Annotated in this window: 13 protein-coding genes; all 13 read right to left on the bottom strand. The window is 43.1% G+C overall.

Translation table 11 applies throughout. The features are described 5' to 3' along the window. Positions 1–20: 20 nt before the first annotated feature. The 13 genes from L0B18_RS00870 to L0B18_RS00810 all read right to left on the bottom strand — a co-directional run bounded on the left by L0B18_RS00870 (position 21) and on the right by L0B18_RS00810 (position 14,803). On the bottom strand, positions 21–365 hold the full coding sequence (locus L0B18_RS00870; protein ID WP_234567217.1) for a hypothetical protein: 345 nt from the start codon (positions 363–365) through the stop codon (positions 21–23). Between the two features lie 174 nt (positions 366–539). Next, positions 540–839, bottom strand: a complete 300-nt coding sequence (locus L0B18_RS00865) for a HigA family addiction module antitoxin (RefSeq protein ID WP_234567216.1) — start codon at positions 837–839, stop codon at positions 540–542. A gap of 12 nt (positions 840–851) precedes the next feature. Then, the gene (locus L0B18_RS00860) at positions 852–1,133 is read right to left on the bottom strand and encodes a type II toxin-antitoxin system RelE/ParE family toxin (RefSeq protein WP_234567215.1); all 282 of its coding nucleotides are present in this window, start codon (positions 1,131–1,133) and stop codon (positions 852–854) included. 89 nt (positions 1,134–1,222) lie between these two features. Continuing rightward, the gene (locus L0B18_RS00855) at positions 1,223–2,986 is read right to left on the bottom strand and encodes a hypothetical protein (protein WP_234567214.1); all 1,764 of its coding nucleotides are present in this window, start codon (positions 2,984–2,986) and stop codon (positions 1,223–1,225) included. Between the two features lies 1 nt (position 2,987). Then, complete coding sequence (locus tag L0B18_RS00850) at positions 2,988–5,195, bottom strand: hypothetical protein (RefSeq protein WP_234567213.1); 2,208 nt, start codon at positions 5,193–5,195, stop codon at positions 2,988–2,990. Next, complete coding sequence (locus L0B18_RS00845; RefSeq protein ID WP_234567212.1) at positions 5,126–6,355, bottom strand: BatA domain-containing protein; 1,230 nt, start codon at positions 6,353–6,355, stop codon at positions 5,126–5,128. The genes L0B18_RS00850 and L0B18_RS00845 overlap by 70 nt, the downstream gene beginning before the upstream one ends. 14 nt (positions 6,356–6,369) lie before the next feature. Further along, positions 6,370–7,254, bottom strand: coding sequence for a DUF58 domain-containing protein (locus L0B18_RS00840; RefSeq protein WP_234567211.1), 885 nt, complete (start codon positions 7,252–7,254; stop codon positions 6,370–6,372). Positions 7,255–7,317: 63 nt separating this feature from the next. Next, a complete protein-coding gene (locus L0B18_RS00835; RefSeq protein WP_234567210.1) occupies positions 7,318–8,268 on the bottom strand; it encodes an AAA family ATPase in 951 nt (316 codons plus the stop codon). A 56-nt stretch (positions 8,269–8,324) separates the two neighbouring features. Then, positions 8,325–8,987, bottom strand: a complete 663-nt coding sequence (locus tag L0B18_RS00830) for a DUF4159 domain-containing protein (RefSeq protein WP_370647516.1) — start codon at positions 8,985–8,987, stop codon at positions 8,325–8,327. 209 nt (positions 8,988–9,196) lie between these two features. Continuing rightward, the gene (locus tag L0B18_RS00825; RefSeq protein ID WP_234567207.1) at positions 9,197–10,513 is read right to left on the bottom strand and encodes a TldD/PmbA family protein; all 1,317 of its coding nucleotides are present in this window, start codon (positions 10,511–10,513) and stop codon (positions 9,197–9,199) included. A 36-nt stretch (positions 10,514–10,549) separates the two neighbouring features. Beyond that, positions 10,550–12,175: a TldD/PmbA family protein gene (locus L0B18_RS00820; protein WP_234567206.1), complete on the bottom strand. Its 1,626-nt coding sequence runs from the start codon at positions 12,173–12,175 to the stop codon at positions 10,550–10,552. Positions 12,176–12,248: 73 nt separating this feature from the next. Beyond that, a complete protein-coding gene (locus L0B18_RS00815) occupies positions 12,249–13,817 on the bottom strand; it encodes a TldD/PmbA family protein (RefSeq protein ID WP_234567204.1) in 1,569 nt (522 codons plus the stop codon). Positions 13,818–14,035: 218 nt separating this feature from the next. After that, positions 14,036–14,803 carry a TrmH family RNA methyltransferase gene (locus L0B18_RS00810; protein WP_234567203.1) on the bottom strand — a complete coding sequence of 256 codons (768 nt, stop codon included), beginning with the start codon at positions 14,801–14,803 and terminating at the stop codon, positions 14,036–14,038. Positions 14,804–14,983 lie beyond the last annotated feature (180 nt).

The following is a 14,983-nucleotide window of genomic DNA, read 5'->3' as shown; positions in this document are numbered from 1 at the left end:
TGGAGATGAGGTTCAATGAGTTAATCATCCCGCCATTTCCAGAGCAGAATTTCATCTTTTTTATGCTCAACAAAGTCGAAAAACTCTTCATCAGAGAGGTTTAGCACATTCCCATTTTCAGAATACAACTCACAAAAAACGCATGAACGTGTCGGAACCAGAATGTGATACACATTTTTTTCTTCCCATTCGTATCGATACACTTCTGAGTAGGAATAAGGTTGATCGGAAGAAATTTCACTTATTCTCTCTTGCAACCAAGCTGGTATCTCATTTTCAGAATGGCCCGGATTAAGAGCTTGATCATCCAAACAACCTGAAAACAGTACGATCAGAAAGCATGCAATGAGAAGGGTTTTTAACATGGCTTTTACAATTTGGTTGTTCACACTTTTTGAAAAGAATTTCTTCTTTATGAAAGAAATATATTATTGATAAGTGTGAGAGAAAAGAGGGGACTCAGAGATTTATCTGAATATAAAAAGCCTCACCAAGTGGAAATGAATAAATTGGATATCCATCATAAGTAATCATCTAACTTAAACTGCATTTATTTCTATGATCTTTATTTTTTCCAACTCCTTTTTCTTGTTTTCAGCTTCTTCTTCAAGATCGTAATCATCCTGAAGGCCAAGCCAGAATTTGGCGCTGGTTCCAAAATACCTGGAGAGCCGCAAAGCAGTATCTGCAGTAATACTTCTCTTTTTGTTTATGATTTGACTGATGCGGGTTTGTGGAATAAATGTTTCTTTGGCAAGGCGGTAAGCGCTGATACCCATGGAATCAAGAAATTCTTCTTTTAAAACTTCACCCGGATGTATGTTCGGTAACTTTTCCATCTTTATGTATGCTTAGTGGTAATCGGTAATTTCAACGTTGTATGCATCGTTATTTTTCCATTGGAAAATGATACGCCATTGCTGATTGATTAGAATGCTAAAAAAATCTTCCAAACCACCTTTTAATTTTTCCAATCGATTTGCCGGTGGAATTCGCAGATCATGAATGGTTTGAGCATTATTGATCATCCTTAATTTACGCCGAGATTTGGATTGAATTTCAGAAGATAATTTTTTGGATCGGATTCCATTCCAAATCAACTCTGCCTCCTTCTCATTGAAAGTTTTTATCATTGATACTTACGTTTCATGATACTAATGTAAAACGTAAGCATTTATTATTTAACTTCAAATCAACAGAGAGATTTAGGTTGATGAAGGAATTACTTCATTTTCCTCTCAACCCAAAGAATCCCCTGAAAAACTAAGAAGCTGATAAGCCACATCCAGTCCGGCACTTTTCTATTATTTGATGAATCGGAAAAATTATCGGTTTTGTTTTGGCTCTCGATTTGTTGTTGAGTAGTTCTGAATGTTTGATACGATTTGTGAAAGCTCCAGTCAGAGTCATAGACATAAAACCAGCTTCGGTTTTCTGCCTGCTGCACAACATGCCATCCACTGTTTTTGGGCCAAAAAATAGACGATCCGACATTAGGGTGATTTACCCTGTTTGAAGAAGGTACAGTTATGGTGTTTCCGTCAACTACAGATTGAACCGATACTGGATTATTTTGGGATGTAAAAGTAATTGTAACCGGTTGATCCACCCGCGGAATTTGGGTCGCTACATTCAAAAAGGATTTTTCCAGTGTAATAAGGTTGCTTAAATAGTCAGCCCAAAACCGGTGATAAATGTCCGGATGGCCGCCTAAAAGCCAGTTATAACTCTGGAAAAACAAGTGTGTGGATACACTACCATTTTGTACATCGGTTCGAATAGCAATCAGATCCCCCTGGTACTCAAGAAGCTCATAAGAATTTTCCGGAAGGGACTGAAAATCAAGATTCAGCAAGGGAATTCGGTTCATTTCAACAAGACTGGGATCTACAAAGTCCGGTGACCACAAGCGTTCTTCAAGTCGGTTCAGTTCCCGGAACGTGATGTCTTGTTCAGTAATATCCGCAAATGCACGCGTCCATTCATCCAGGTTTTCTACAGAGGGTGGAATGAGAAGAACGTCCAGCCCGGAAACCAAAGCTTCATGGATGCGATTCCTTTCTGATGATTGCAATTGCAGATATTCCCGGACATCGAGGATTAATAAATCAAATGCCGCCGGATTTGAGAGTATATTTTCGGCTGATATTTGTGGCGTGTTCAGATCATCATATCGAAAGCGGTTTTGCCCGATTCTTGTTCTGACAGTTATGGAGTGATTCCTTTCGCTCAGTGATTCCGCCAGGTAATTCATCTCAAAAAGCGGACTGTACAAAAGCATCCCGATACTGAGACGTTCGGGAGGAATTGCACGGATATTCCAATTTTCAGTAATCACGGAATCTTCCTGAATCCATTCGATTTGATAATGGACCGGACCTTCTGAAGAAAGTTGATCACTGATTTCAATCTTACCAGAAGTATCCTCCCGAACCGTGGTTAGCATCATCCCGTCTTTTAAAACAACCAGGGAATCATTCTCAGAAAGTGGTTCTATTTGAAAACTGAAACTGAACGGTTTTCCAATCTCTGCTTCATGAGGGGCGTTGTTTAAAACCAGCCCGCGCTCGGGTGGAGTCAGTTTATCAATCCATATGTAGTTTTCGCTGAGTAGTTCATCTGTTCCATATCCAAAGACTTCAACAGCACTTCCGGCAGGCAGAGATCTTTCCATCAGAGAAACAGAACTTAACCAGTGCACATTTTCCGGCTGTCTTTGATTGACGAATGCCTTTCTTGATTGAATGGAATAGACCGAATCATAATTTGAAACAGAGAGTGTGGAGATGTCGGCTCCGTCAGCTATCAGAGCATAATTTGCTGATTCACCTGGAGGCAGAATTTTCGGTTGGATGATAAAACCCAAGAGCATCAAGCCGGAAAGAATCATCAGAAAAAACCGTAACGGAATGCGGTAGGTTCTAAAATCCCACCATGCTGCCAAGATGGTAATCAAACAGATTGCGATGATAGTTAATACCGCCATACTACTCGTTCTCCGGCAATGCTCCAAGGATCGGACGAGCGGCAGGAGCCGGATCGTAAACCCTGTTATTTTCAATTCCGGTGATCCTTTCCAGGAGATTTTTTTTGATCTCTTCTGTAAATCCTTCTTCTGTAATTTGTCTTAATCTATTCAGAATAAAAAGCCTGTCGGCATCTGAAATTTCTGCCTGTTGCACCCAGTTCGTTGCCTGCTCAATATTGTCCACGTTTTCTTCACGGATCATCAGTTCGAGTTTGGCCAATGCCGACTTTTCAGAATCTGAAGAAAACTCTTCTCCGGGATTTACAAAGTCATCATAGGTTCCTGTAAGCCGTGTTTCATCAACCGGAATCGGGGACAACTCATAACCAACTTTTCGAACATATTGCCGATTTGCCTGCTGTACCTGTTTCAGCAATTCAAGAGCGCGGTATTCGTATGGTAAGGCCGTTTCAGGGCGATGAGTACGCAGGTAAAGTTCGGCATCCCACATGTTGGCCAGAGATTCTTTGAGCATTGCGCGGGGGCTGTCGGCATACAGGGTATTCATCTCAGCGGCTCCATGATCATGCAAAAATTCCTCGGGAGTAATCGCTGCTGCTTCACTTTCTGAACGTGCCAAACCCTGTTCATTGATGTCTTCTTCATGTTGGTGATCATGCTCATGATCGGCTGTCTCGGACTCATCTGTGGAATTTGATGAAATGGAACTGCTCATTCCGCCGGATTCATCTTCCAGTCCAAGATATTCCCCATATCGAAGCCGTAAAAGAGCCTGGTTTTGGCCAATAGTATTGGAGCGTTGTTTGAATTCCTGCTCGGTAATATTCGGTTTATCTTCGAGCAGTTCTTCTGTATCGATGATAATCTGTCGTTGACTTCTGAAATATTCAGGCATAAGGTCAACCGCAATCGATCCGAAAGGTGCCGTTTCAGCTTCCGTTGAATCCTGGTAGATTACAAAATACGTTTCCGATCTGCCCGACTGAGGATTCGGACGGTTATCCACAGCTTCAATGTAAAAATAGAGTTCATCGCCGGGTTCCATTTCGAGCGAGTCAACATTTAACTTTAGGTTTCCACGGGCTTGTGAACGGTTCAAACCGGAGATCGTGTCAAAGTGCAGAGTTCGTTCACGAAAGCGTACGTTTTCTCCGCTTCCCCGTGCAAGCGTTGCCTGGACAAAAGCATCTGCAACTTCATAATCATCAATGATCTCTACATCAAGATCAAATTCCCGGTTGACGGGTGAAACCATGCTGCGAAGTTCTCGGGGAGAATCCACAATAAATTGCGGAGGTGAATCATCAATCACTGAAATAGCACGATAGTCTGTGAAAATAGTGGTATCGGAGTTGGCAATACCAATTTGATAGATCTGGTTATTACGAATCAAAAGTTCTCCCTCAAAAGATAGACCGGATGGTTCCAGATTCAGTGAGGATTGATTGCCAAATTTGATCCAAACAGAATCTGTAGCTTGATTGGCAGAAATCGTCCACTTTAATTCCGCATTCTCAGCAATGGATATGTTTTCGAAGCTTTTGGTTTCGGCGGGGAGATTTGTATATCGTGGTGGAGTGATCGTAATCTCAATATTTTGAATGGCCGGAATTCTCTCTTCAGGATTATTTGTGATGTTCTGTTCCGAAAGAATAAGATCAGAATCAGACGAAATTTCCTGGAATGAATTTTTTAAGGCAAAGCCTATCAGTGTTGAAAAGAACAAAATCCCTATAGAAAAAACGGCGGATTTAATCAGAATACGATTGGGAAGCTGAATTTGCTTTTGATGATTTTTGACCTCACTCTGAATTTTTTCAAGCTGCCAGCTTTCGAAAGTTGTTTTTGGAGTCCGAACGAAAAGACTGCTCGATTCCTCCATAAAAGGATAATTTCGGTCGAGAAATCGAACAATAAGGCTGGGAGAAGGCTTTTTAAACCATCCTTGTTGAATGAAAAATCCTACTCCCGGAAGACATAAAATTAAACCGGAAATGATGGAAAAAAAGAGAGAATCTGTAAAAATAAATCGGCTCACAAGAACTCCTGAAATCAGAAGAGAAAGGAGGATAAAAATCGCACTGAGAATGCGATTTCTCTGCAATTTATTTGTAAGATCCTGAACAATATTCATCACTACATTCCCCTCCTTGGTGCAATGAATCGTTCCGCGGCCCAAAGAATCAACAACAAAAGCAGAAGCCAATTTCGGGCAGATTTCCGTTCAGATATTCCAGCCAATTGCTGTTGAGTTTGCCGGATTTGTCTCTGCTGCTCCGGCATTTCAGGGCTCAAAAAAAGATCGATACCAAGACTTTTTTGTATGAGTTGATGGACAACGCCGGCATAAAACCATGCAGCCATTTCATTTGGAAAAGTTCCGTTTACCTGAAGGGTCTGTTCCTCAGAAAACCATAGTACAGGAATTTCGTTTTTTGTTTGCAGAAGTGTATTTGGGGTTGATTGAATGCTTGAATCAAGTCCGGTAACTTTAATTTCAACGCCCGTTTGTGATCCGGTCTCAATCACATCTTCGATGCCGTTTCGCCCGGTTTCATTTCTGAGAATCCACTGTTGATCTCCGGTCATTACGATACATAAAATTTGTTCGGGCTGCTCAGTCAATTGAATATCAGCATTCCAAAATTCAGCAGCATATTCCAATCCGCTTTGGATTTGCCCCGGAATGTTTTGATTGATTAAAACCTGGAGAGAACCGGCGTACGCGACCGTATCCTGTTTGATCACGGCTTGTGAGTTTTGGAGAATGGCCGGTTCCGGAATTTGTTGAATCGAATGCTGCACTCCGAGTGAATCTCTCAACTGAATATGAGCAGAATAACTATGGGTTTCCGAATGCCAAACGGCAGACACTTTTTCGGGCGGAGTCTGGGTGCCATTCCATTCAACATCGGCACCTAAACCGGGGCGGTTTCCGGAAAACCAGTTTTGGGTTAGTTCACCATTCACATAGATCACATTGGGATGATGGTCAGCTTCGGCCTGCTCAACCAAATTCCACCAGCCAATTGATTCAATTTGGGATGAAGGTACCTGTATTTCCAGGTTTCCGTCCAGAAATTGTTCCTGCCACTCTGGTTGATTTGTTTCAGTGAAGATGACGGATTCGATTTCGGGTGTCTCCTTCAAAAAAAATAAATCGGTGAGTAATAAAACGATGGAGCAAACCAGTAAAATCCGAACGAGCAAAAGAGGGACTTCGTGCAACTCAATCTTTTGAGCTTTTGCGAATGATTTGTCGGGCAAAAATCGAAACGTTCCCAGTAATTGCGGTTTTCCCGATCTTCGCTGCCAGAGATGAATCGCAATCGGAACCAGTGAAGCGGCTAATAACCAAAGCCACATTGTGTTACCCAGTATCATGAGGTTTGCCTCCGCTGTAAAATACTTCTCAGGGCTTCCGTGACCGGTGTTTCCATAGAAATCAAATCCAGGTGGGTTCTTCTGCTGATGACGCTGCTCTTCAGTTCATCCAAATACGCGGCCAGATTTTTTTGATATTGTTCTCGAACGGCTGACGTTCGAATGTTTCTTTCCTGGTTTGATTCCGGATCTTTAACCGTCATAATCTCCCGTGAAGGCAGACTCAGTTCATTTGCTCCCAGGATTTGAAAAAAATGGACTTCATTTCCGATTGTTTCAGCCAGTTTTACAAATGATTTCCATGTATCGATACTATCCAGCATATCTGAACAAACCACCCAGAATTCCCGCTTAAGAGAACTCACATTATCTGTAATCCAATCCTCTGTGACAGGCCATTTGCCTTTGCACTCTGCCGACTCAATCATCTGGTAGAAACGATTCAGCTGATGTTTATTCCTGCTTTCCCGAAGAAGCTCTTGGTTTTTATCATTCACGATGTGAAGTGCAAATGCATCCCCTTGCCGGTGTGCAAAAGTTCCCAATGCAGCAGTTACCAAAGAAGCGTACTTAAAACGGGAATACGCATTTTCTTCATATAACATAGAAGCCGATGCATCAAGGAAAAAGCGCAGTGTTACAGACGTTTCTACATCCGATTCTTTGATATAGTAGCGGTCGCTCCTGGAATACATTTTCCAGTCGATCTGTCGAATATCATCTCCTGGCTGATAACTTCGATATTGGCTGAATTCAGTGCCGATTCCACGCCGTGTACCTTTGTGCATCCCGATCAGAAAGCCATCTACAATGTGTTTTGCAAGGATGGAGAGCCTGTTTCCGGCTGCTAAAAGTTCTATTTCTGACGAAAGAGTGCTCATGATTTTCCTTCAAAAACTTCAAAGAAACCAATTCGGTTTTGAGTTTTAAAAAGTAACGAATGCTTAAATATTGCTTTGAGGCGGATGGATTTCTTTGAGGATATTTTTAGTAACCTGATCAGCGGTTATCCCCTCAGATTCTGCCCTGAAATTAAGTAATAACCGGTGCCTGAGTACGGCGTTTGCCACAAATGAAAGATCCTTCAATGTTACAGAGTAACGCTGATCGATCAGAGCTCTGGCTTTGGCCGTTAAAATAAGTGCCTGGCCTGCCCGTGGGCCGGCTCCCCACTCAACCCACTCGTTAACAAAAGCCACGGAGGATTCGCCCGGACGGGTGTTTCTGACCACGGAATTTACATACGAAATCAGATCATCACTGATCATTACTTTTCTAACCAGTTTCTGAATCTTAACAACCTCCTCAGCATTCATCACGGGTTTTACTTCGGTAAATTCATCTGAGGTTGTTTTTTTAAGAACATCGAACTCTTCGGTTTCAGAAGGATAATCAACCTTTAGAAACATGAGAAACCGGTCGAGCTGTGCTTCCGGAAGTGGATATGTTCCGGACTGTTCGATGGGATTTTGAGTGGCCAGTACGAAAAAAGGTCGTTCAAGATTAAATGTATTTCCACCGGAGGTAACCCTGTATTCCTGCATCGCTTCAAGCAGGGCAGCCTGTGTTTTTGGCGGCGTTCTGTTGATTTCATCCGCCAGAAGAATATTCGTAAAAACAGGCCCTTTCTGAAAGGTGAAATACCGCTTACCGGTTCCGTGATCTTCTTCGAGGATTTCCGTGCCTACGATGTCGGTCGGCATCAAGTCCGGGGTGAATTGAATCCGTTTGAAATCCGTATCAATGGCTTCGGCGAGGGTGCGGATCATTAGCGTTTTAGCCAGTCCGGGAACGCCCTCGAGCAGAGCATGGCCACCCGCACAAAATGTGATCAGGAGTTCTTCAACGATCTGCTCCTGTCCGACAATTACTTTCCCTATTTCTTTTTTTAGCATACCCAGCTTATTCAACAGCTGTTCAGTATCCTCTTTTTGTATCTGCACTTCTTTGTTTAGCTAAATGATGATTTGTTATTCATAGCATACATAATGATGTTTACGCCAAACTTGGTGTTGTCATTTGCATACCAACGTTTATTTCTAAAGTCATAATCCCATTCACAACCATAATCTTTATTGCTGTAAAGAACCCGGATTTTTCCGTCGATTTCGATGGCTTTGAGGTAATCGTGTACCAGATCGTCTCCCCAGCCATTCAGCTCTACGCTGGTCGTTGGCGGGCCATCCTCAAATTCAAAAAAAGAAGAGTAGATGGGATGATTATTGGGGATTTTCTTCAGAGCGTCCGGCCCGAAAATCTCAGCCATTTGTTCCTCAAAAGATTTTGCGAAGAGTCCGTCAATGTCATGATTGCAATCATCTACAAAAATAAACCCGCCATTGTATACCAGTTTCTCAAAATGCTCTTGTTCTTTTCGGTTGAATTGAACCAGGCGGTGGCCCGTCAGGTAGCAAAATGGAGATGATAAAATTCGATCACTTGCCAGGGGAATGATACGCTCTTCGGTATCCACATCCAGCGTGGTGTATTCCACCAGGGAATGCATCAGGTTGCGGGGCATTCGTTCATCCACATACCAGTTGCCTGATTCATATTGAATTCGTGTAAAAAAGAAATCCGAATGATTTCGTGCAAAAAACGACGCTACCGGCATAAGCGTTGCACCAGCTCCAAATAGAGCAGTTTTCTTCAGGAATTCTTTTCGGTTAAGCATAAATGGAGAGTCAAAGAAGTATTGACTATAAAGAACTACGGTTTTTAAAACAAATGGTTCATGATATCAGATAAGGATTCTCATAGTATCTGAATGAAAAGAGCCACAAACGGATAACGAATGTGGCTCATGAATCATTTATTTTTTTCTTAGACAGCGTCTGACAGACTACTGAATGTAAAGTCGCGAATCTTCATGGGCGGAATCATATTTCCACTTGTTCGAACCGGCTTGCCTATTTCTTCCACATTATTCAGCATAATAACGGGACTTTCATTAAAGCGGAAATTCTTAACGGCATGCTTGATTTCGCCATCTTCGATATAGAATGTACCGTCACGTGTAAGTCCTGTTAACAGCAGAGACTGCGGATCTACCATCCGGATGTACCATGTTCTGGTAACCAAAATACCACGTTCGGTTTCGGCAACAAGATCTGCCGTAGATTTATCTCCACCCAGCATGATTCCGTTTACAGGCCCCGGCAGAGGTTCCCGGTCATTTTCTTTCGCCCAGTAGCGTGAGTAGGACAGGTTTTTAACCACACCGTTTTCAATCCACATGGTTTTTTCAACAGGTTGGCCTGATCCGGTCCAGGGTGTTTCGGGAACATTTGGATCAAAGGGATCAGAATAGATTGTAACCCGTTCGTCGAACATTTTTTCACCCAGGCGGGAACCACCACCGGCTTTCGACATGAAACTTCGTCCTTCATCGGCGGATCTTGCATCCAAAGAATAGAACATATTCTGTAGCAGACCTGCGGAAGCATGTGGCTCAAGAATAACTGTGTAACGCCCGGGTTCAAGTGCTACGGCATCGGCAGAACCAATCGATTTGTCGATGGCAATTTGAGAAGCGGAAGCCGTATCAAGATTGCTTACATCATTGAAGTCGCGGGAAACCCAGCCGGACCCTCGTCCATCACGGGTTCGAATTGTTACGGAAAATTCAACATCTGTTTCCCGATTGTAGGCAAAAAGCCCTTTATTGTTCATGATAGCGCTGAAACCGGCGCCGTCTTCTAAAAATCCGGCTGCAACGAGGTCTTGATTTTTACTTGGATTGATGCTGTTTGCAGCAGCTTCGGCGCGATAGTCCGGGCTGATGTTTGCTGTGGAATCAGACCAGGTATTTGATTGCTTGTATTCCTGTGGTCCAAGAGGTTCCATAAATTCCGGGTTCTCTGGAGCCAGCTCGGCTAACTCTTCTGAACGGCGAACGACTTTCTCGAGGGAAGCCTCATCAAATTCGTTGATGGTTGCCGTTCCCGTTTTTTCCCCGTACGAGGATTGCACGACCAGAGAGGTATTATCTTCTTCGCCGCTGGTTGTTACAGTATTACGGGCGTAGCGGATGTTGCCGCCCTTGCTTCCGCTTAGGTTCACTTCACAGAAATCTGCTTCTGAAAGTTTAACAACTTTCTGCATGATTTCGCGAGCTTGATCTTCTGTAAGAATGGCCATAATCGTATAATGTCTTTCGTGTTTATTGATAGAAGGTTAGATATTTCGGGCTGTGTTAATCACATTAACTCCGTCAAAACGGGTGGTAGAACTTCCATGAGAAACCGCACTCACCTGTCCGGGTTGGCCCTTTCCATCAAAGAAAGATCCGCCAAGCCTGTAATCGGATTCATCACAAATTGCAGAACATGAATTCCAGAATTCCTGTGTGTTGGATTGATACGCAACATCACGGAGCATCCCGGTAATTTCACCGTTTTTGATTTCATAGAACAACTGTCCGCCAAACTGGAAGTTATAGCGTTGCTGGTCGATGGAGTACGAACCATCACCTACGATATAAATACCGTCTTCCACATCCTTAATCATATCATCTACCGACAGTGGTTGTTTGCCGGGAGCAAGCGATACATTTGGCATTCTCTGGAATTGAACACTGTTCCAGCTATCGGCATAACAACAACCGTGTGACTCATTTTGGTTGATAATGTGCACCTGATCACGAATAGCCTGGTAGTTAACGAGGGTTCCGTCTTTCACCAGATCCCATTGTTTGGTTTTAACTCCCTCATCGTCATATCCAACATATCCAAGAGAACCGGGCTGGGTTTTATCGGCAAAGAGTGTTACCAACTCGGACCCATAATTAAAATCTCCGGCTTCCCATTTGTCCAGAGTGGCGAAACTTGTTCCGGCGTAGTTGGCTTCGTAACCCAGAACCCGGTCGAGTTCAAGTGGGTGCCCAACCGACTCGTGAATAGTCAGCCATAAATGCGTTGGATCGAGAACCAAAGTATATTGACCGGCTTCTACAGATTTGGCCGTAAGTTTTTCCTGACCGGCAGTAGCTATTTGTCGGGCGTCCTCAATCATATCATATGAGTTGCCGTATCGTGTTACAATACCATCGTATTTATCTGCTGCGTTTCCATCCAGGTATTCATAACCCATTCCAACCGGGGCAGACAAATTTTGGATTGATTCGAACTTGCCACTGGCTCTGTCTACAATGGTAGCATTCAGGGTAGGATAAATTCTGTGAACGTCCTGATCGATGTAAGATCCTTCGGTGGATGCAAAATATTTCTGTTCATTGACCAGAAACAGAAAGCTGCTTGCAAACTGGGCGCCGTTTTGCATGGCTGTGTCGTTCACTTCAAGAAGGTAGTCTACCTTTTCTTCAATAGGTACTTCGAAGGCATTTTTTTGAATCGGGGTTTTCCAGGAAACTTCACCGTGGCCTTGAACAGGAGCAAGTACAACCGGCTCAGAATTGATGCTCGAATTTGCTTTTGCAATCATGACGGCCTGCTTGGCGGCGGCGGCCACTCCTTCCGGAGTTACTTCATTGGTGGCGGCAAATCCCCAGGTACCATTGGCTATAACGCGGATTCCAACTCCATAGGATTCGGTGTTTACCGTGTTTTGTACTTTGTCTTCCCGAGTAATGACGTATTGGTTAAGATATCGTCCTATGCGAATGTCGGCATAGGTTGCGCCATCCATTTTTGCTGCGTTCAGCGCCGTATCGGCAAGTTGTTTTTTTTCGCTGTTTGGCAGCCATGCAAGCGAGGTAAATTTATCTACCGTGCGCCCGGTTAGAGGAATCATCATTCCCCCCATGCCAAACCCTGCAATTTTCAAAAAGTCTTTCCTTTTCAAGTAACCTCCTTTTTATTGTTTGAGTACCCGCTCATTTTCACCAAACCGTATTTTGGTGAAAACGAACAATTATTTAGATGTTTCGGCCCGTGTTAATAACGTTCACACGTTCAAAACGGGTTGTCGGGCATCCATGGCTTACGGCACTTACCTGTGATGGTTGCCCTTTTCCATCAAAAAAGGTTCCACCCAGTTCATAGGTGGACTGGCCACCCAACTCTGCACATGAATTCCAGAACTCTTGTGTGTTGGACTGGTAGGCAACATCACTCAGCATCTGCGTTATTTCACCATTTTTTATCTCATAAAATAATTGTCCGCCAAACTGGAAATTATATCGCTGCTGATCAATCGAATACGATCCGCGTCCTTTGATATAGATACCGTCTTCGGTGTTTGAGATAATGTCTTCTACTGAACGGTCCTCAGTGCCGGGTCTTAAAGAAACGTTCGGCATCCGTTGAAAAGGGATAGACGACCAACTGTCGGCATAACAACAACCATGCGATTCGTTTTGATCGATCATGTGAACCTGGTCACGAATTGCCTGGTAATTCACCAGGACTCCGTCATCAATTAAATCCCACTCTTTTGTTTTTACACCGTCATCGTCGTAACCGATGGTTCCCAGAGCATTTGGCTGTGTTTTATCAGCAAAAATATTTACGATGTCACTTCCATACTGGAAATCACCGGATTCCCATTTATCCAGCGTTGCAAAACTGGTGCCGGCATAATTGGCCTCATATCCAAGCACACGATCCAGCTCAAGAGGGTGGCCTACCGATTCGTGAATGGTTAAAAAGAGATGTGTGGGATCTAACACAAGATCATACTGCCCCGGCTCCACACTTTTTGCCGAGTGTTTTTCTATAGCCTGTTCGGCCGCTTCGCGCGCCTCTTCAACCAAACCGAAATTTTTCACATATTCATATCCCATCCCAATTGGTTGAGCCAGTGAATTTCTTGTTTCAAACCCGCCTTGTTCCTTGTTAATACTGGTCACTGTAAATGTTGGCCAGCATCGATGGATATTTTGATCGGCAAACGTTCCTTCAGTCGATGCAAAGTATTTTTGTTCGTTCACAAAAAACAGATTGGATGAGCAGAAATCAGCTCCGGCATCGTTTGCTGCAGCATTGATTTGCATCAGCAGATCCACTTTCTCATCCATCGGCACTTCAAACGGATTGGTTTCGATGGGTGTATTCCAGGTTACATCTCCATATCCTTCCACCGGAGCAAGCTGAACGGATTCGGATTGGATACCTCGATTAGCCCTTGCGATGGCTATTGCCTGGTTGGTGGTTTGGCGGATAGCACTTTCATTGACTTGATTGGAAGCTGCGAATCCCCAGGTTTGATCGACGAGAACACGTACGCCAAAACCGAACGATTCTGTATTTGTGATGTTGTTAATCCGTTGTTCACGGCTTGAAATGTACTGGTTCAGGTATCTCCCAATGCGGATATCGGCATAAGAAGCCCCAGCTTGTCGTGCCGTTTCAAGAGCAATTTCGGCAAGTCTTTTCTTTTCACTTTTAGGAATTTGCCGGGCAAAAATTTCAGCATTTATGAAAGGGAGAAAAGCTACACCCGCACTGCCAATTCCTGCGATTTTTAAAAACTGCTTTCTGTCCATTGAATAGATTTATATCAAAAATTTTTTCAGTCGTATAAAAAATCAAATATTTAGATAAAAAACCAGTAACAAGAATAAAAAAAATGTCCAAACAGTACTAGTGTCTTAGATTATTTAAATAATCTGTTTATAAAGCATTTAATTTTTTAATATTATAAAGTTTTTGTTTTAAGTTTTTAAGTCAATAAAAAAATGGAGGTGTTGAGAGAAAAAGGGTTTCAGGAGAAATAATGTAAAACGATACTTGTAGCAATGGCCGCATTCAGGCTTTCTACGTTTGAATTTTTTCCACTTATTTGAACCGCTTGCCTGGTGGAAGCAAATAGGTTTGAATCAATGCCGTTTCCTTCGTTACCGACAACGAGAATGCTTTTTTTGGATGGAGAAATATCGCCAAGGTTTTTTGAGTTATCCCCGGCATCCAACAGATAAGTTTTCCAGTGCTCTTTTTCAAGGGATTGTAAGTGACCATCAAGATTCCCGGTCATATAAGGTAAGACTCCCGTGGCGCCTGCTGTACTTCGAACCACTTTTGGATGAAATAAATCCACCGTTCCCGTTCCCAAAAGAATTCCTGCTACCCCAAACCAAGCGGCGGTACGGATAATAGTTCCAAGATTTCCCGGATCCTGAATGGCATCTGTAGCTAAAATAATTCCCTTTTTTTGAGAGAGTTCATGAACAGAAATTTCCTCGGGAATTTTACAAACGGCAATAATTCCCTGGGGATTATCCGTATCCGAAACCAATTCAAAATCGGCCGCTTCAAGCTCATAGATCGGCTGATCATTTTGGGCAGACATTTGATTCAGATCCCATCCTTTTTGAATGATGAGTTCGTGAATGGCAACCCGGCCATTTGCCAGAATCTGTTCCACACACCGTACGCCTTCAGCCAGAAAGAACCCGGATTTCTTCCGGTATTTTCCCATTTGCAGTTTTTTCCAATTTTTTAACTGGTTATTGGAAGCAGGTTGAATGTTCATGAATATTTGAGTGAAAAGTGAAAACGAAACAGTGAGAAGATATCGAAATCAGTTAATCAAAAATATCGATTTCAAATAAGATTCATAATTTTCATTCCCGAAACCCGAAACCCGAAACCCGAAACCCGAAACCCGAAACCCGAAACCCGAAACCCGAAACCCGAAACCCGAAACCCGAAA

The sequence above is a fragment of the Rhodohalobacter sp. 614A genome (assembly GCF_021462415.1).
In the GTDB taxonomy this organism is placed as follows: domain Bacteria; phylum Bacteroidota; class Rhodothermia; order Balneolales; family Balneolaceae; genus Rhodohalobacter.
This window is presented reverse-complemented; position numbering and strand designations above follow the sequence as displayed.